This window comes from uncultured Campylobacter sp., from assembly GCF_937996225.1.
Lineage (GTDB): Bacteria > Campylobacterota > Campylobacteria > Campylobacterales > Campylobacteraceae > Campylobacter_B.
In genome coordinates, this window is record NZ_CALKTC010000063.1 from 1 (window position 1) to 17,177 (window position 17,177).

The window sequence follows — 17,177 nt, forward strand, 5'->3', positions numbered from 1 at the left end:
TAATCAGATATGCCATTGGTAACACCGCTATAGCTGTTACACGCAAATTTGTTTCAATCCCCTAGATCGGGGAAATTCTAATCAGATATAGACGAGAAAGTTGCTGCGCCGTTACTTGCAAATATGTTTCAATCCCCTAAATCGGGGAAATTCTAATCAGATTCGTTTCCCACTTCCAAAAGAGGCGGATAAAGGTAAACGGTTTCAATCCCCTAGATCGGGGAAATTCTAATCAAATTTTTTCTCGCGAGTGGAATAGTCAATTTTATTGCTGGGAATGTTTCAATCCCCTAGATCGGGGAAATTCTAATCAAATAATTTAGTTTTATTATTTTTTTTAAAGGAGAACAAAGTTTCAATCCCCTAGATCGGGGAAATTCTAATCAAATTTAAGGAGAAAAAATGTTAAGTTTCGATCTTAATCCGAGTTTCAATCCCCTAGATCGGGGAAATTCTAATCAAATAGGAGAAAAACATGAAAACAACAGTAGCGCAACTTGGCGACGTTTCAATCCCCTAGATCGGGGAAATTCTAATCAAATGCTTACTCGCTAAGCGAACTTTATACGATGGAGTATGAAGTTTCAATCCCCTAGATCGGGGAAATTCTAATCAAATTTTCATTGCCAGTGTATAAAGTAGATGCTGGTAACGTTTCAATCCCCTAGATCGGGGAAATTCTAATCAAATTTGCCGAATTACAAGGTAATTTCCGGCAACTGGGAGTTTCAATCCCCTAGATCGGGGAAATTCTAATCAAATTGAATACTTTAACTGGGCGCTTCAGAATATGGAGGTTTCAATCCCCTAGATCGGGGAAATTCTAATCAAATAGCCCAAAAACCGCATTAAAATTGACAATGAGTTTTTAAAGAACTATTTGTGAGCGCCATTATATCACAAAACGCGAAAAAGTCCGAGAAAGGGGCGAAAAATTAATTTCAAATTTCGAGGTTTTTGCTTAGAGCGAGCTTAAAAGCGTGGATTTAAGCGTCTTTGCGTAAGCGCAAAAGTCCGAAAATCTAAACGCAAAAATTAAAATTTTAGGCTTTTTCGAATTTCTGCCAAATTCCGCAAACGTAAAAAGCCCTAAAAATGGGGCTTTAAAAATAGGCTAAATAGCGGAAGTCCGAGAAAGGGTTTTTGGCGCGAGCAAAATTTGAGCTTTGCGGACATTTTGAAACTTAGTAAAATATTAAAGTACGCTAAAATCGGACTTTTAGAATTTGAAAAAGTCCGAAAATCAAATCCCTAAAAATGGGACTTAGACGTAGGTATCAGGAGAGCGAAATATCTCGCCTTCGCCTAGGCTCTCGCTTTTAGCCATACAAGTTTTGCAGATGCGGTAGAATAGGACTTTGTCGGTTTTAGGCTCGATTATGCGCGCGATGCGCTGTTTTAGCTCGGCATAAATCCGCTCGGAGACGTCTAGCTCAAATACTGAGTAGTTCGCCCGCAGCCCGTAGCTTTCTAATAAGGCGGCGAGTTTGTTGCGGCGCTTAGTTTTGCAAACGTCGTAGCAGATGATTAAATTCATTGAAATCTCCCGATGAAAGGCTTATATTTTTCGTTTTGGGTTACGGCGCGTTTTAGGGCGTAGGCTTGCCTATCTATAATATCCTGCGCCTTTAGCTGTTCGCCTCTGTATTGCGTGCAAGCGAAGAGCTTTTCATTTACGTTTTTGGCGATATTTTGCCTGGTTGCGACAGATAGGAGCCCGTCTTTTATCTCAAAGGGCTCGTTTTTATTGACCATCGAGATTACGGCGCGATCGACGATGAAGGCTCGAAATTCCTCGATGAGATCGAAGGCGAGAGTGGGCTTTTGCTCATCAAGCGCGTGCAGATAGGATACATGCGGCGACAGACCTGTGGCGGCAATGGATTTTAAAATTTTTGAATAGAGGATCGCATAGCCGTAGTTTAGAGCGGAATTTACGACGTCGGTAGCGCCCTGAGTCACTCTACCGATAAAGCCGAATTTATAGTCGATGGCTTTTGCGATAGCCTGCCAATAGGCGGTTGCGGCGCTACCCTCAAAGCCCAAAAGCTCGTTTACGCTTGCAGCATTTGGGACGCGGAGCTTTAAAATTTCTTGCATCGCTTTAATTTCGGCGCCTAGATTTTTATGGTATTTGCCTAGATATTTTAGATAATTGATCTGATTTTTTAGCTTGCCGATGATGAACTGCTGGGCGATGCGGAGCGATTTTTTGGTCGTTAGCAGCGAAATTTGCGAAGCGGCGGTTTTAGAGATGGCGGAATTTGCACTAATGAGCGTGGCGTAGCTCAAGTTTGTCTTTTCGTCGATGAAATTTATGGAAATTTTCTTTTTGGCGCACTCTTTGATGACGGCGGAGCTAAGCGAAATTTGAGCGTTTATGATAATCTGGCTGATTTGGTTTATGGGGAATTTGTGCTTGATAGCGCCTTTGCTTTTTAGCACGAGCTTTCCTTGCGACAGAGCGAGGAAGTAAAAAGGCGTCGTGATGTGGATAATCGAGCTTTGCGAGAAGGTTTTTAGGTATTCGCGCTTTTTAGCCTCAAGGGCGTTTTGGACGGATTTGACGGCGGGACGCTTGGCGTTTTTGAAGTAGGTTAGAATTTTAGCCTTTCTAGCCGTTTTGCCTAGCTCGTAGGGGAAGTTTAGGTTGATTAGGGCTTCTGCTAGCGTCCGCTTGTCCGCGGTTTTTAGAAATCTGCGTATTAGGCTCGTTACGACCTCGCCAAAATGCAAGCAAAACCTATCTTTTTGCGAAGGCGAGAAAAGCTTAAGCGAAATGGCTTTTAGATGATACACATAGGCGTTTAAATTTTCTACGCTTTGGCTTATCGCTTGCTTTTTGGCAGAGCTTGCGAGTTTGGCTAGAATGCGCTTAAATTTTTCCTCGCCGATGCTTAAATTTGCGCCTTTAAAGCTTACGCCCAAAAAGACGAATTCGCTATCTTTTCCGTGAATGGAGGTTTTGGCTTCGTTTAGAGATAAGCTTATGGTTTTTAAAAAATCTTTCAGGCGCGCGAGTCCTATCTCGGCGGCTTCATATGAAACAAAAAACATAACGAAATCATCGGCGTATCTGACGAACTCTACGCCTGAGTTTTCTAAAAATTTATCCATTTGATTTAGGTAGATATTCGAAAGCAGCGGGCTTAGGACGTCTCCTTGATGAACGCCTTTTGCGTGAGCGCGGTAATCAAAGCGCTCAAAAATTCCGTTTTTGATCCAAAGCTCGATGAGCCTAATGATACGGGAGTCGCGAATGTTTGCGCGTAAAATTTCAAGCAATTTTTCGTGATCGATATTTTCAAAGAAATCTTTGATATCGGTTTTGACGGCGAAGTCGAAAATTTGAAAAAAATCACGAGCGCGAAAGATCGCGTTAGCATAGGATTTGCCGTTTCGATAAGCATAAGAGCGGTTTGAAAAGCTTTTATCAAAATAGCCTGAAAGCTCGCGAGTGAGGATATTTTGCGCAAATTTATCTTTTAGCGAGGGCACGGCGAGCTTGCGAAGCTCGTCTTTGGCTTCTTTTGGGATAAAGGCTCGTTTTAAGGGCTGCGGCGAATAAGAAAGGCTAAAAATTTCGCTCTTTAGCTCAGCGTAAAATTCGCCCGAACAAATATCCTCAGCGCTAAGTCCATCAAGCCCCAAAGCCGTGCGCTTTAGCCTTTTTAGCGCGTATTCAAAGGCGCCTGCGGTAAAAATATCCTCTAAACTTAGATCAAACATAACGCCTCCTTGTCATTGCATTTAGCTAGTAAATATCGAGCAAAATGCGCCAATACCGTAATCTGTGGCGAAATTTAAATCCGCTCTGCCTTTATCTTGCCTAGTCCAAAAACCGTGCTTTTACCAACTCCAGTAATTTGAGCGAGTTGTAAAAGCTTTGCTGAGCGCTCATCAAGTCCGAAAACTCGCATCCGTCCGATCACGCCGCCAAATTGCATTTTAGTGTGCTGGCGATTTGAGTAGCGATTGATGTCGTAAAAGTGCAAATCCTGCTCGAAGTGGCGGAATTTTACCTCGAATTTATCTATAGCCTCGCCCGTTATGTTCTCAAATCTCATAGCGGTTTGGCGAATAAAGGACTTAAAGTCGATCTCACGGCGGACGAGGACGTTTTTTTGCTTCATACGAAGCGGAGTAAGAAGCGAAATTTCATAATCGCCCGCAGCAAAATCGGGCGTGAAATTTAGCGGCTCAGGCTCATTTGAAAGTAGAAATTTAGGCTCTACGATTTCGCCGTTTAGAGTAAAATTTGAAAATTTAAACTTGCGCCTACTTACCTCAAGTCCGATTTCTTGCATATTTGCAATAGCGATAGCGACGTAAGGCAGGTAGCGCGCAGCACGCTCAAAAAGTAAAATTTTAAAATCAAAGCTCTTTTGATTAAGATTAATATCGAGCCTAAAATTTGGCGTATCGGATACATTTTCAAAAAATTCATTATACGCGCATTCGCCAAATATATCGCATTTCTCGCAGTTTACACTTACGAAAGGACAGCTCGCCTTTCTAAGAGCGTATCCAAAAGCACCCCTGATCGCCGAGCCGATAAAAGGATGCGAGGGCTTTAAATCGGTGCCGCAAATGCCTAGCTCTAAATATTTAAGCATGAATGACCTTTTGTATTTTTGAGAAAATTATACTATAAAATGAGCTTTTGCATTTTAAAGCGGACGAAATATGCTTGCAATTGTAAGTTTGATAAGAAATTTTACACAGTAAAATTATTTAAAATTTGATCACTCTTTAGAATAAAAAGGTGATCTAAATCGGTTTCATGGATATTGAGAAAGAATAGACCGTCTGAAATTTTTCAGATGGTCTTTTTATTTGTCCTCGCGTAGTGTGCAACTTGTTGCACGAAATATGCTCTTGAAAAGTAACGAGCGTAGCGAAGTTAAAAAATAAGTATATAATTCGTTTCCGAATTTCAGAAAAGAAATTTAGAGAAATTCTCAAGTATTTTGCAGAGGATATAGAAGCATCAAAGATATCAAATTTGACTAAGCGTAAATTTAATGGTGTGCTTGTCAAAATTTGGGTTAGTTTTTAACCCAAATTTTAAAGTCAAGAGTTGTGTAGTGCCGTGTCGCTTTTGGCGGTCTACCGAAAAATCACAATTTAAGATTAAAATTTAAAGGTCGGACTTGCGCCCGACCAGTATCAGAAAGGAGGAGTTAAAATATATAGACCGCGCCGAGCACGATAAACGCTCTTAAGCAAAAGCCGCCCACAAGCACGCCGTATTCGTTATAAACACAGCTTTTTACCTCCTCGCCGCCGTGCGCGCAGATGCTGCCGTCCGCATTCACGCTGCAGCTGCGAAGCATAAATTTACTTCCGCCTAGCAGCGGCAGAGCAAGTCCAAACACGACAAAGCCTATCCAAAACATCGGCGCAAGCGAGCCGCCGACTATCTTCGTTACGCTAGCCATGCCCGCAGCCTCGCTTCTCACGCTCGCAAACAGCGCTAGTACCGCAACGATCTCAAGCGCGACTAACACGACGTGAAATTTATGCGCGCAGTGGCTTAGCCCGTGCCCGGCATTTAACGTAGCGGCGGCGTTCGCACTAAGCCCCGTAGAGATCGCGGAGATCGTAAATAAAATCGGCAGCCACACGCTAGCCCAAAGCGGGATCGCCTTTACGACGTAAAGCAGTAGCCCCGTATATCCCATCACTCCAAGCGCCAAAATAGCTCCGAGCGTGAGCATCATATCGCAAATTTTACCGCTCTTTTTGATCTGCAAAAGCACCAAAACGCTGACTACGATAAAAAACGTAAGTAGATACGTACCTATGCTCATCATCGATACCGGACGCGTATAGAGCTGCAAAATTTTAAGAGGATTTATCGCAGCGCTCGGCGCCAGGTCAAATAGCAAAAGCGCGGTTCCTATTATTACCGCAACGGGTGCTAGCAGAAAGCCGAACTTATAAAACCTCTCGTTTAATGAGCCCAAAAAGCCTTTGTAAGCCAAAGCCGAGCACAAAAACGCCCCGGCGCCTAAACCGCCTAAAAACAAATAGATGACTATGAGCCATCCCCAAGTCGTCTGTACCATTGTCATTCCTTTAAATTTTTAAAAATTTCAGGATCTTTTAGTGCCCTTTTCAGCGCATCAATCTCACTATTTAGGTAGAGATTTAAAAAGCCCCCAAAGTTCTTCCAAACGTCTAAATTTGCGTGCTCGTCGCAGCGAGCGGCAAATTTGCAAAACCACTGCGACGGATGAGCAGCAATAAATTCCGCCTTTTTACGCAAAATTTCGTTAAATTTAGCCTCATCCTCCGCCTTTAGCGCGCTAAAACTTAGAAAATAAAGATATTGTAGCTCGTACCCGATGAAATCGTCGGGAAATTTATCAAGCTGCGCATCCTCGAGCTTTAGCCCAGAGCTCTCGTAAAAGCTTCGCACCTGCATCGTCTTTGCCCCGAACATCGTTTGATAGTCGAAATACACCGACTCGTAAGGCTCGGCTTTGGGGCGCTTAGGACCTACGAAGAGCCTATTGAATTCGTAGCGAATTTCATCAATTAAGCTTGGCTCGCTTTTGCATTCGGCAAATTCGAGGATAAATTTATGTTCTTTAAGCTTAGGCGCAAAATCCTGCGTCAAATTTAAAAGCTCGTCCAAATTTTCACCGGTAAGAGGCACCAAAAATACCTGCCTCAAAAAGTCCTCGACGCAAAGGCTCTGCTTTAAATTACGCATCTTTTTATCCTTAGTGGATAACCTCGTTGCGCTTCATGCGAGGATAGAAGCGGATATTCGGCTTCGTAAAAAAGCGTTTAAAGCCTGGCATCTCTTTCTCCATCCCCGCGCTATCGCTCACGTCGCTATCGACCAGCTTTAGCACGTCGCAAGGACAGCCCGCTACGCACGCAGGCTCCTCGCCGCGCTCGAGCTTCTCGGCGCAGAGGTTGCACTTTTGCGCTTTTCCGTCTTTGCCTTTGGTTATCGAGCCGTAAGGACAGGCGACTAAGCAATATCCGCAGCCGATACATTTATCGTGTAGTGGCTGAACTACGCCGTTTTCGAGCTTAATGTAAGCTCCTACGGGACAAACGTCCATACATGCAGGCTCTTCGCAATGGTGGCACGAATGCGAGATGAAAATTTCCTTTTCGATCTCGTCTTCATGGATGAGTATCATATCGACATGGCGCCAGTTGATGTCGGGGTCTTGGTTGTGATAGACCTGACATGAAATTTCACACGCCTTACAACCTATGCAAAAGTTGTAATCAAATAAAAATCCTTGTTTTCGTTTCATTTTATGCCTCCTGTTTTGCAGCTTTTTTTACTTCGCAAAAGCTTGCGGTATAGGTCGATCCGTTACCCAAATCGCTCACTCCGTCCGAGCAAAGGATGTTTGCTCCAGTGCGAGATTTGGTTACTTTAACCCAGATATTATTCCATGCATAAACGATTCCAGGCTGCATCTGATTGGTCTCGACCGCCGTAAATATCGCCGTACCCTTTTCATTCGTGGCTTCAACCGTATCGCCCTCTTTGATACCGCGCGCCAGCATATCCTCGCGCGTCATAAATAGCTCGGCGTTGCCCTTTACGATGACGCGTTTTAGGATGTAAGGCATATTGCCCCAGTTTGAGTTGTCCTGAAGCTGCGTGCCCGGCGTCATAAAATAAAGCGGATACTTTTTCAAATAATCTTTGCCGAAATTTTTATGTTTTTCGTAGTAATCCCAATCATCGTCAAGATCGATTACCGGGTGGTAGCCTGCGTCCTTGAAAGCTTCGGAGTAGAGCTCACACTTGCCGCTTTTAGTGCCGAATACCAGCTTGTCCTTCGGCGCATAAGGGTAGTAAGGGAACTGATCTTTCATCGTCTCAGGCGTTCTAAACGGTTTGATCCAACCTACGCTTTTTAGTTTTTCGTAAGTGATATTTTGCTTTTTGGCAAATTCCGTATCCAAAAACCTTCTGCAAACCGTCTCGCTATCCCAGTCAAAGCACTCCTCGGTATATCCCATCGCCTTGGCTAGAGCGTTAAAAAATTCCAAATTCGTCTTGGCTTCGCCCAGCGGCTTGACGCTTTGGGCGTTGTAGCAGACGTAGCCCGAAATTTGATCGTTTTGAATATCTTCGCTCTCCATAAAGGTAACGCCCGGCAATACGTAGTCAGCGTAATCGCAGGTGTCGGTATCGTAAGGATCGATGACTACCAAGAAAAAATCGTCGTCCATCACGCGTTTTTTGATTAAATTCGTATTGGGCGCCGTTACCATCAAATTCGAGTTGTAGTTGATACAGGCTCGAATTACCGTATTTATCGGCTTACCTAGATAGGTCGGATTTTCCTTTTGGATACCTTTGCCAAATTCTATATAGCTTATTTGCTGGCGCTCTATCTTTTTGCCTTCCGCGTCTTTCGGCGAAAGATCTGGCATGCAGTTATCGAAGTTAAAGCAGCCCTTTACGTGCACGTAAGCCCAAAATAATCCGCCGCCAAGTTTTGTAAGGCAACCCGTAAGTACCGGCAAGAAGGTAACCGCGCGCACCAGCCTTGCGCCGTTAAAGTGTCTTTGTCCGCCGTCGCCGTGCATAATGGCAGGCGCTTTGGCGTGGGCGTATTCTCTCGCGAAAACTTTGATTTGATCGACGCTTGCGCCGCACATATCGCTTAGTTCGCCGTAGGTGTAGAGCGAGCATTCATGTACTAGATCTTCAAAGCCGGTTGTATATTTTTCTACAAATTCATGATCGTATAGATCTTCTTCTATCAAAAATTTGCAGACCGCTAGACAAAATGCCGGATCGCTCGAAGGCTTTAGCTGGATAAACATATCGGCTTGGTTTGCGAGCGGAATTCTGATCGTATTTATGACGATAATCTTGCCACCTCGTTTTTTGACGCGGTGGGCAAATCTGATCCAGTGCACCGCCGTGTAGGCTTCGTTTGAGCCCCAGCTGATATACATATCGCTCTCATCGACTTCCAGCGCGTCTTTTGAAAAGTCCGTGCCGATAACGCTCGGCGTGCCCGCATAGCGCGGCCAGTCGCATGGATTGCGCACAAGCCTCGTAGCGCCGTATTTTTCAAAGAAATTTCCCGGCGCGATCGTCTTTGAGATATGCCCTTCGTTGCCCGAATAGACAAATTCCGTCAGCGCCTCGCCGCCGTATTTTGCCTTGATCTCGGTTAGCTTTGCAGCTATCTCTTTTAGCGCTTGATCCCAGCTGATGCGCTCCCATTTGCCCTCGCATTTTTTACCGACGCGCTTCATCGGATACATTATGCGATCGGCGTTGTATAGATGCATCGCGTAGGTATGACCTTTGACGCAGACCGTACCTTGCGTTAGAGGGTGCTTCGGATCGCCCTTGATGCTAACCATCTTGCCGTCTTTGATCTCTGCGATCATCGAACAGGCATCGCGGCAGTTTCTAGGACAGGTGAGATAGTGATACTCTACGCCCTGCTCGTTTTTATAGGATTTCGGTTTAAAATCCACCTCAAACTGCTCCATACCAAATAGGCTTGGAGAGGCTCCCGCCGTAGCCAGAGTCGCTCCCGCGCCTTTTAAGAAAGAACGTCTTTGCATCTCTTCTCCTTAAATGTGGGCTTTATTTCATATCGTATATGAAAACCTTATTTTCTTTGCCTTCGCGCGAAAAAACATAAAATTTGCCGTCCTTCACCGCAAGCGCTCTCGCGTTTGCCGCTCCGCTAAAACTATACGCATCCTCAATTGTATGAGTTTGCAAATTTAGCTTTAAAATGGTCGAGAAATTTTTACTCAAAAGATAAACGGCATCAGGCTGAGCATCGATGCCCGTGACATAGTATTCGCCTAGGCTCCTGCTCTCTTTTAGCTTTAAATTTGAGCCGATTTGCGGAATAAATTCCTCCAAAATCATCTTGTCGTCGCCGTCAAACACCGCCACGCTCCAATAATCTCTCACGTCGTTAGGTACGGACGCAATGATAAATTTATTCGCAGCCGCGTCGTAATCCCAGCCGAGGATATATTGCTGCTTCGCTCGAAGCGTGGAGAAGCGCCCTTTGTTACCGAGATCGTTTAGCTTCCATTTATCCCAGCCCTCGGTTAAGTGCCTCCACTGGCTGTTTTGCTCCTCTGCACTAAGCCCGTCCGCAGGCTCATAAAAGACGAAGGTTTTATTAAAGCTTATCATGCCGAGCTCATTTTTATACCACGTAGCACCCACGGTCGCCTCCATCTCCATTATAAAATGGCGATCGTGCTTGCCGTATCTAAGCGGCTTTAAATTTTCGTCCGCAACGTAAAATTCGTTATTTTTAGAAACCAGTGCGAACTGCTTTTTATCTGCGTCGTAGTCCGCTCCCGTAATCGGCGCATCGTTTTGCAAGCTTAAGCTTACTTCCGCACTCGGTGCACCGAGCTCCTTCACGCCTTCAAGTGCACCTGCTTTGCTATCGAGATTAAACTCAAACCCAAACGCCAGAGCCGCTAGCGCCGTAAAAATCATCAGCTTTTTCATCTTTTTGCTCCTTAGTTTGGCAGATCCGGAAGCTCCGGATTCCAATCAAATCTAAAATCAAGCGCACTTTGCCAGTGATCTTTTTCCCAAAACCATTTGGCGGGATCAAGACTTAATCTAGCCGGCGTGCTAGAGCCCAGATACGGCGGCGGGCCTGAGACGATGAAAGCCTGTGCGCAGTTTGCGGCGATGATGACGATGAAGATTAAATTTGCAATCTTGCCCAGAGGCAGATAGCGCAAAAACTCGCCGTATTCGCCGCTCGTGCTCTTTTTCATTATCTCGCCCAAATTTTTGCTACATAAAAATATAACCGCCAAAAACGCGATCACGCAAAAATCCACGACGACGACCCAAAGCTGCGTGTGCGCGCCTAAAATTTCAAGTCCGAAGCCCTGCTTTATGTCGAGATAGCCCCCGAACGTCCCATCAAGGCTATAATGGATAAAGCCGTTGAACATCCCCCAGCAAGCCATTAGCAAAAGCGCCGCGACGTAGCCGGGTCTTAGACCATATCTAAGGATAAAAAGCGCGATAAGGCTGATGGCTATCATCGTGATCCTCTCCGCCCAGCACATTACGCACGGGCTATCTCCCATACCAAAGCCTAGTATCAAACAAGCTATGCCGACCGGGAGCGCCACGAGGGCGATGATGGCTAGCGACATTAGATTGAAAAATCCTCGCTCGGCGGCGGGAATTTGATTTTGTTCTAAATTTTGCATATCGCCCTCCTAAAAGTTGCCTACCGGCACGACTACCCATAAATTTACGTAAAATTCCAGTGCGATCAATATCGCGCAGCCAGCTGCCGCGCAGCCCGTAGCTAGATTTTTCCTCTGCGGCTTAAAATATAATATAAGCCCGCTGATCAAAAATAGCGTCAAAATAAGAAATTCCATTTCAAACCGTCCTTTCTTAATAAAATTTAATCCTAAGCATGCTTATTCTTAAAGAAATAATATAATTTTATTTATTAATTCTAGTTTAAAAAATAGATTTTTTTGTTCATATTAAATTTTTTGTATAAAATTTTCCTACCAAAAATATATTTTTATAAATTATTCTATTATATTTAAGCTATTATTAAAGATATGGCTAAAATTTTATAAATTATTTTACTCGCTAATATTTTTTATCCTTAAGATAAAATTTAAAACAACTTAAACAAATATTGTGTAATATTTCAACAAAATTTTAACCTAAGGCGAAATATGGAAAATATATTTTTAGAATCTTACGACGTATTTAAGGTATCGAAAAATGCGAGCAAGCTAAAAATTTACAACGACTTTTTAAGAGACAACAAAAGATACTCAGTAACGCGCTGCTACTATGTCATAGTCGTGGATAATACATTTTTGACCTACTCGCATTTGATGATTTATGAGGAGCTGCTTTATCTTCTGTATTCGCAGAACAAGCTAAAAAACGGCGATTTTTCGTTGACGCTCAAAAAATCGGAGCTCGCGAAAAAATTTAAGACCGATATCACCAAAAGCGCGACCGAGACGATAAAGCGCTTCTATGAGATGAAACAAGTCAAAATCACTATTTTCGTAAAAGACAAAGTCGAAAAACAGATGAATATCATAGAACGCATCGACGCGCCGCAGAGCGAAAAATACGGAGACATCCCCGACGAGATCAATATCTCGCTAAATTCCGAGTTTGTGCGGCTCTACCGCTGCGCGTATCTGGATAAGATCGAGTATTTAAATAGCTTCGATATCGAGCAGGGCAGCTTCATCCGCTACTTTATGCAGCACGAGCTGGACGGCGGCGTAAAAAGCTCTGCGATCATCGATAAAATGGGCGTTACGACCTATCTACCCTTCACTTATAAAAAGCGCTTCGAACAAGAGATCGCGAGAGTGAGCTTTTACTATAAAAACGAGAAATTTTGCATAAAAGACGGCTTCGTCGTCATCGAAAACCACGAAAACAAGGTGATAGATAATCAAAACGCGTCGATTGAGCTTTTCGGCGCGATATACGAGCAGATAACGCAAAACTGCACCAAATCCGTTACGCTAAATGAGCAAAATTTAGCGAAGTATTACGCGCGCTTCGGCAGGTTTGAGACGAGCCAGACGGTGTTTAAAATTTTAAGCAATATGGAGCTCATGCTAAATCAATCGATGCAGAAAGAAAACGCGAAGATTGCCTGTTTTTCACACTTTTTTGAAAGTATCGTTTGTAAAAACGGCGGGGAATTTGAAATTTTGATCGAGCTGAATCAAAAGGGTTTTGAGTATATCGTATCGCGCAGCGCAAATTTGGACTTTTGGAACGTCGAAGCCGCAGACTATGGACTCACGCCGTATCCCGTAAATAGCTGTGCGACAAACGGCAAACTGGGATAAATTTAAGAGGGCAAATTTAAAATTTAGCCGCAAAACGCGTGAGCGCGCCCGCCGCACCTAGGACAACTCGCGGGCAAAATTTTAAAAATTTACTCCTGTGTCCTTAGCTCGGCGATGAGCCCGTCAAGCTCGCCGCTATTTTGCGCGCTCAAAAGCCGCTCGTTTATAAGCCGCATTTGCACCGAAAATTCGCTACCAAGCATATCCGCGACGAAATTTTCGCTCTCGCTCTCATCCGTCACCGGATACATATCGCGCCAGATGTCGGTTATCCACCAGCCGCACTTCGAGACGCAGGTAAAGTCCTTCAAAACGCCCATCTTTAGCTTCATCATCACTTCGTCGGTTTGCTTGATCTCGCTTGCGACGAAGTCCTTGTGGATGCCGTCTAGACAGGTAAAAATGCGGTGTCCTAGACTCTGGACGCTGTTTTCGGAGCAGATCCTAAACTGAAGGACGCTATCTTTAAAATTTAGATCGGATAAGCAGATTGGATGCTTTTGAGTAAAATTCGGAAACGAATCAAAGCTCCTATCGTCGATGCTAAGCGCCCAGCTCGAGTTTGGATTTTTGCGGGCGAACTCGCCGAAACTTAGTCTGATAAATTCTTTATGGCTTAGCTCTTCGGCGGTGAAAAAGTCGTAGTTAGCGCAGTTTGCAGCTTTAAAATCTTTAAATTTCATGATCCCTCCCGTAAAATTTTAGCAAAAAGTATCGAGTGCGTAATTTTACCATTTGCTTTTAAGAATTTATAAATATTTATTTTCGAATCTAAACAAATACAAAGCCAAACTATAGAAATTTTTTTGTAAAATAATAAATATATTCGAAAGGCGGCGCGCTTTTCGGTATCGTAAAAGACGCTTGGGCGCGAAATAATGTTTTGGTGTCAAGAGAGAGACTTGAACTCTCGACCTCCGGCTTATGAGACCAGCGCTCTAACCAGCTGAGCTACCTTGACACGCGAAAAGAAATGGCAAGTATAGCTAAATATTCTTATTTTTAATTGAAACACTTTAAAAGGAGAGAAAATGAATGCGGCTTTGATTTTATTAGTCGTCATAGTTTTGTTAGTTTTGGCGTTAGTAGGCGTTTATAACTCGTTCATCGCCAAGCGTAATCAAGTGCGAAATATCGCTTCCACCGTCGATACGCAGCTTAAAAAACGCTACGACCTAATCCCCAATCTAGTTAGCGCCACGCGAGAATATATGAGCCACGAAAGCGCAGTACTAACGCGCGTTAGCGAACTTCGCTCGCAAGCGATCAATGCGGCTTCTAACGCGGACAAATTTAAGCTAAATAGCGAAATTTCGTCTCTTTTGGGGCAAATCCGCATTGCGGTAGAGGCGTATCCAAACCTGAAAGCTAACGAATCGTTTGCCAAGCTACAAAACGCGTTAGGCGAGTGCGAGGAGCAGATCAGTGCTGCACGCCGCGCTTATAACGGCGCCGTTACAGTTTATAATAACGCCTGCGAGATGTTTCCTACTAACATCATCGCCAGCGTTTTCAACTTCGCTAAAGCGGAATTTTTCGCCGCTAGCGAGCAAGAAAAGCAAGCCCCGAACGTCTCTGAGCTTTTCAAAAAATAGGCGCGAGACGTAGAAAATTTGCGATGAAATTTTAAAATTTCATCGCAAATGGCTCCAAACGCCGTGAGTCTAAATTTATAGTGAATAAAACGGATCACGCGCAAAGAGCGCGTTCTTAAAAGAGACTTGCCGCACCCTGCGTACTCATCATCTTGTTTGAGATATCTTGCGGCATGCGGTACTGAGAATTTTAACAATAAAATTTTACGGTGCAATGCCAAATTTTAAAAGTCTAAATTTCGCAGTGTAAATTTTCGTTAGCTTGCCGCAGGCGTTACTTGCGCAAACGGCAGCAAAAAGTAACGCCTCGTTAGTCGTGAGTAATTTTACAAATTTGCGCCTCGGTTGCGACTGCGAGGTCTTTCGGCGCAAGAGCGATCTGTTTTCCGCGCACGCCCGCGCTAACGTAAATTTTCTCCTGTGTTAACGCCTTTTCATCGATGAAGGTGCGAAAGTGCTTTTTCATCCCAAGCGGCGAGCAGCCGCCCCTGACGTAGCCCGTGACCTTTTGCAAGTCCTTCAAATCCATTAGCTCGCAACGCTTCGCACCGCAGATGTGCGCGAGCGCCTTGAGATCTAGATTTAGATCGCCCTGCAGGCAGGCCACGACGTATTCGCAATCCGCCATGCAGACTATCGTTTTATAAACCCGCTCGATAGCCTCGTTCACGCTGTTTGCTACGTGCACCGCGTCTAAATTTAAAGGATCAACCGCATATTCTTTGATCTCGTAGGAGATTTTCAAACCGTCCAGTACGCGCGCGGCGTTCGTCTTTGAGCTCATTTTGCCTCTTTATTTAAAATTTAATAGCGGATTTTGTTTTCTTTCAGAAAATCGCGCAGATCTTCGTATTCGCTTTGATCGAAATAGCGCCATTTGCCGGGCTTTAGCGTCCCAAGCGTCATTCTGCCGAATGCCGTGCGCTTAAGCTCCACGACGTCCAGATCGAAATAGCCGAAAAATCTACGCAGCTCGCGGTTTTGGCCCTCGTTGATGATCGCCTTTATCTTCGTATAGCCGCCGCTGCTAGGCATTATGCGGTAGCCCAAAAAGGGCTTAAATTCCATCGATTTAATCTTGCTTTTGGCGTGCGCGCCCTTGCTCGCGTCTGCGGCGAAAAAACCCTCTCGGATCGCCGTTACTACCTCGTCCCCTACCTCGCCTTTTACCTTTAGATAGTACTCTCGCTCGATGTCGCTGTTCATCAGCGCCGTGGCGATCGCCGGTGCATCGGTTAGTAGCAAAAGCCCTTCGCTTGCGAAATCCAAACGCCCTACGCTAACAAATCTACTAAACCCCTCCGGCAAGCTATCGTAGATCGTCCGCCTGCCGCGATCGTCCTTTTTAGTAACTAACTCGCCTTTAGGTTTGTTATAGACAATCATCGTAAATTCCGTCTTTGGCTTGATGAGGCGCGAGCCGATGCGGATCTTCTCCTCACCGCTAACCTCTATAAAATCGCTAACGACGCGGCCGTTAATGCTAACCTTGCCCTGCTTAATCAGCTCGTCCGCCTCACGGCGTGAGTAGCCGGTGTTATGAGAGATAAATTTATTCAGACGCATCTTTTGCATTATTTTAGCCCCAGACTCGTTAGATCATGGATATGCAAGATCCCCGCAGGCACGCCGTTTTCGACCACGGGTAGGACTTGGATTTTAAATTGCTCGATCAAATTTAGCGCGTCTATTGCGAGCATATTTTTATCGTCCAGCATTTTAGGATTTTTGGTGGCATATTTTAGCGCGCCGTCATTGATGTCAAAATCCTCTCGCATCAGCGCGCGGCGCAGATCGCCGTCGCTCAAGATCGCCTCAAGCGCGCCCTTTTCGTTTACTAACAAGACGGTGCCGAGCTTTCCGTGCGTCATAACGTCGATAGCTTGTTTTAGGCTGGCGCTACGGCTTGCGACCGGTAAATTTTTGCTTTGCATCACGTCTTTTACTTTGACGAAAAGCCGCTTGCCGAGGCTGCCGCCCGGGTGGAAATTTGCAAAATCTTCTTTGCCAAATCTACGCTGTCTCATCAAACAGATCGCTAACGCATCGCCCAAACCGAGCGTTAGCGTAGTAGAAACCGTCGGCGCGGCGCCGAGCGGGCAGGCCTCTTTGACAATGCTAAGGCTTATGAACTCGTCGCAAACCTTGCCGAGCGAGCTGTTTTTATCGCGCGCCATCGCGATGATCTTCACGCCGAAGCGTTTGAGGTGTGGCAAAATTCTAACCAGCTCCTCGCTCTCGCCACTAAAACTGATCGCAAGCACCATATCGTCCTTGCCGATCATACCCAGATCGCCGTGCAGCGCCTCGGTAGGATGGACGAAAAACGACGGCGTGCCGGTGCTGGCAAGCGTCGCAGCGATCTTAACGCCTATATGGCCGCTCTTGCCTACGCCGGTGACGATCACCTTGCCCTTGCAAGCCAGGATCAAGTTTACAGCTCGCTCAATTTCGCCGCCGATAAGATCCGCATGCCGCAAAAGCTCCGCCCCTTCGAGCCTCAGCACTTCTCGTGCCGTATCTAAAATTTCACTCATTTAACCTTCTTTTTAAAATTTGCTTTCATTTTGCGCCTCTTTGCGCCGTGCCTAAATTTGCGCTAGTCAAAATTTCGCACCTTTAAAATTTATGCCATAAAATTCTAACCTACAAAATCGCGCGCCGCCCTGCCCGCTTGCCGCGGGCTTGCTAGATGCTCTTTAAATTTTGCTTTACGCCGAA

The 17,177-nt window shown here is 44.9% G+C and carries 16 protein-coding genes, 1 tRNA gene, 1 pseudogene and 1 CRISPR repeat array; of the genes and pseudogenes, 3 read left to right on the forward strand and 15 right to left on the reverse strand.

Annotated elements, in window-relative coordinates; translation table 11 throughout:
- The first annotated feature begins 50 nt into the window (after nucleotides 1–50).
- A CRISPR array of direct repeats spans nucleotides 51–833; the repeat unit is 37 nt; unit sequence GTTTCAATCCCCTAGATCGGGGAAATTCTAATCAAAT.
- Nucleotides 834–1,264: 431 nt separating this feature from the next.
- From cas2 to cas6, 3 genes are all read right to left on the reverse strand, one after another.
- Nucleotides 1,265–1,537: a CRISPR-associated endonuclease Cas2 gene (cas2, locus tag Q0174_RS07195; protein WP_298042864.1), complete on the reverse strand. Its 273-nt coding sequence runs from the start codon at nucleotides 1,535–1,537 to the stop codon at nucleotides 1,265–1,267.
- Nucleotides 1,534–3,729 carry a CRISPR-associated endonuclease Cas1 gene (gene cas1 / locus Q0174_RS07200; protein WP_298042865.1) on the reverse strand — a complete coding sequence of 732 codons (2,196 nt, stop codon included), beginning with the start codon at nucleotides 3,727–3,729 and terminating at the stop codon, nucleotides 1,534–1,536. Before cas1 ends, cas2 begins: the two co-directional genes overlap by 4 nt.
- Nucleotides 3,730–3,803: 74 nt before the next feature.
- On the reverse strand, nucleotides 3,804–4,616 hold the full coding sequence (gene cas6 / locus Q0174_RS07205) for a CRISPR system precrRNA processing endoribonuclease RAMP protein Cas6 (protein WP_298042867.1): 813 nt from the start codon (nucleotides 4,614–4,616) through the stop codon (nucleotides 3,804–3,806).
- 302 nt (nucleotides 4,617–4,918) lie between these two features.
- On the opposite strand from cas6, the pseudogene Q0174_RS07210 reads away from it, so the two are divergent.
- Nucleotides 4,919–5,011 (forward strand): annotated as a pseudogene (locus Q0174_RS07210) (IS1595 family transposase); the annotation flags it as partial.
- Nucleotides 5,012–5,183: 172 nt separating this feature from the next.
- Here Q0174_RS07210 and nrfD read toward each other — a convergent pair.
- The 7 genes from nrfD to Q0174_RS07245 are packed head-to-tail and all read right to left on the reverse strand — an operon-like array spanning nucleotide 5,184 to nucleotide 11,397.
- Entirely contained in the window at nucleotides 5,184–6,071 is an 888-nt protein-coding gene (gene nrfD, locus Q0174_RS07215) for an NrfD/PsrC family molybdoenzyme membrane anchor subunit (RefSeq protein ID WP_298042868.1), read from the reverse strand.
- Between the two features lie 2 nt (nucleotides 6,072–6,073).
- Nucleotides 6,074–6,721, reverse strand: a complete 648-nt coding sequence (locus tag Q0174_RS07220; RefSeq protein ID WP_298042870.1) for a molecular chaperone TorD family protein — start codon at nucleotides 6,719–6,721, stop codon at nucleotides 6,074–6,076.
- A gap of 10 nt (nucleotides 6,722–6,731) precedes the next feature.
- On the reverse strand, nucleotides 6,732–7,283 hold the full coding sequence (locus Q0174_RS07225; protein ID WP_297943581.1) for a 4Fe-4S dicluster domain-containing protein: 552 nt from the start codon (nucleotides 7,281–7,283) through the stop codon (nucleotides 6,732–6,734).
- 1 nt (nucleotide 7,284) lies between these two features.
- On the reverse strand, nucleotides 7,285–9,576 hold the full coding sequence (locus Q0174_RS07230) for a molybdopterin-dependent oxidoreductase (protein ID WP_298042871.1): 2,292 nt from the start codon (nucleotides 9,574–9,576) through the stop codon (nucleotides 7,285–7,287).
- 22 nt (nucleotides 9,577–9,598) lie between these two features.
- Entirely contained in the window at nucleotides 9,599–10,495 is an 897-nt protein-coding gene (locus tag Q0174_RS07235; protein WP_298042873.1) for a hypothetical protein, read from the reverse strand.
- 11 nt (nucleotides 10,496–10,506) lie between these two features.
- Nucleotides 10,507–11,220: a disulfide bond formation protein B gene (locus Q0174_RS07240; RefSeq protein ID WP_297943572.1), complete on the reverse strand. Its 714-nt coding sequence runs from the start codon at nucleotides 11,218–11,220 to the stop codon at nucleotides 10,507–10,509.
- 9 nt (nucleotides 11,221–11,229) lie between these two features.
- The gene (locus tag Q0174_RS07245; RefSeq protein ID WP_169765898.1) at nucleotides 11,230–11,397 is read right to left on the reverse strand and encodes a hypothetical protein; all 168 of its coding nucleotides are present in this window, start codon (nucleotides 11,395–11,397) and stop codon (nucleotides 11,230–11,232) included.
- A gap of 312 nt (nucleotides 11,398–11,709) precedes the next feature.
- Between Q0174_RS07245 and Q0174_RS07250 the strand changes: the two genes are divergently transcribed.
- The gene (locus Q0174_RS07250; protein ID WP_298042875.1) at nucleotides 11,710–12,861 is read left to right on the forward strand and encodes a hypothetical protein; all 1,152 of its coding nucleotides are present in this window, start codon (nucleotides 11,710–11,712) and stop codon (nucleotides 12,859–12,861) included.
- 89 nt (nucleotides 12,862–12,950) lie between these two features.
- On the opposite strand, the gene Q0174_RS07255 is transcribed toward Q0174_RS07250, so the two are convergent.
- Together Q0174_RS07255 and Q0174_RS07260 are read right to left on the reverse strand one after the other, a co-directional pair.
- Nucleotides 12,951–13,544, reverse strand: a complete 594-nt coding sequence (locus Q0174_RS07255; RefSeq protein WP_298042878.1) for an effector protein — start codon at nucleotides 13,542–13,544, stop codon at nucleotides 12,951–12,953.
- 201 nt (nucleotides 13,545–13,745) lie between these two features.
- Nucleotides 13,746–13,822 (reverse strand) — tRNA-Met (locus Q0174_RS07260).
- A 70-nt stretch (nucleotides 13,823–13,892) separates the two neighbouring features.
- Between Q0174_RS07260 and Q0174_RS07265 the strand changes: the two genes are divergently transcribed.
- On the forward strand, nucleotides 13,893–14,456 hold the full coding sequence (locus Q0174_RS07265; RefSeq protein WP_298042881.1) for a LemA family protein: 564 nt from the start codon (nucleotides 13,893–13,895) through the stop codon (nucleotides 14,454–14,456).
- Between the two features lie 310 nt (nucleotides 14,457–14,766).
- On the opposite strand, the gene ybaK is transcribed toward Q0174_RS07265, so the two are convergent.
- The 3 genes from ybaK to Q0174_RS07280 are packed head-to-tail and all read right to left on the reverse strand — an operon-like array spanning nucleotide 14,767 to nucleotide 16,993.
- Nucleotides 14,767–15,240 (reverse strand): Cys-tRNA(Pro) deacylase, encoded by a 474-nt coding sequence (gene ybaK, locus Q0174_RS07270; protein ID WP_298042883.1) that lies wholly within the window; start codon nucleotides 15,238–15,240, stop codon nucleotides 14,767–14,769.
- A gap of 20 nt (nucleotides 15,241–15,260) precedes the next feature.
- Nucleotides 15,261–16,022, reverse strand: a complete 762-nt coding sequence (locus tag Q0174_RS07275; RefSeq protein WP_297942974.1) for a pseudouridine synthase — start codon at nucleotides 16,020–16,022, stop codon at nucleotides 15,261–15,263.
- An 8-nt stretch (nucleotides 16,023–16,030) separates the two neighbouring features.
- The gene (locus tag Q0174_RS07280) at nucleotides 16,031–16,993 is read right to left on the reverse strand and encodes a KpsF/GutQ family sugar-phosphate isomerase (RefSeq protein ID WP_298042885.1); all 963 of its coding nucleotides are present in this window, start codon (nucleotides 16,991–16,993) and stop codon (nucleotides 16,031–16,033) included.
- Between the last annotated feature and the right edge of the window lie 184 nt (nucleotides 16,994–17,177).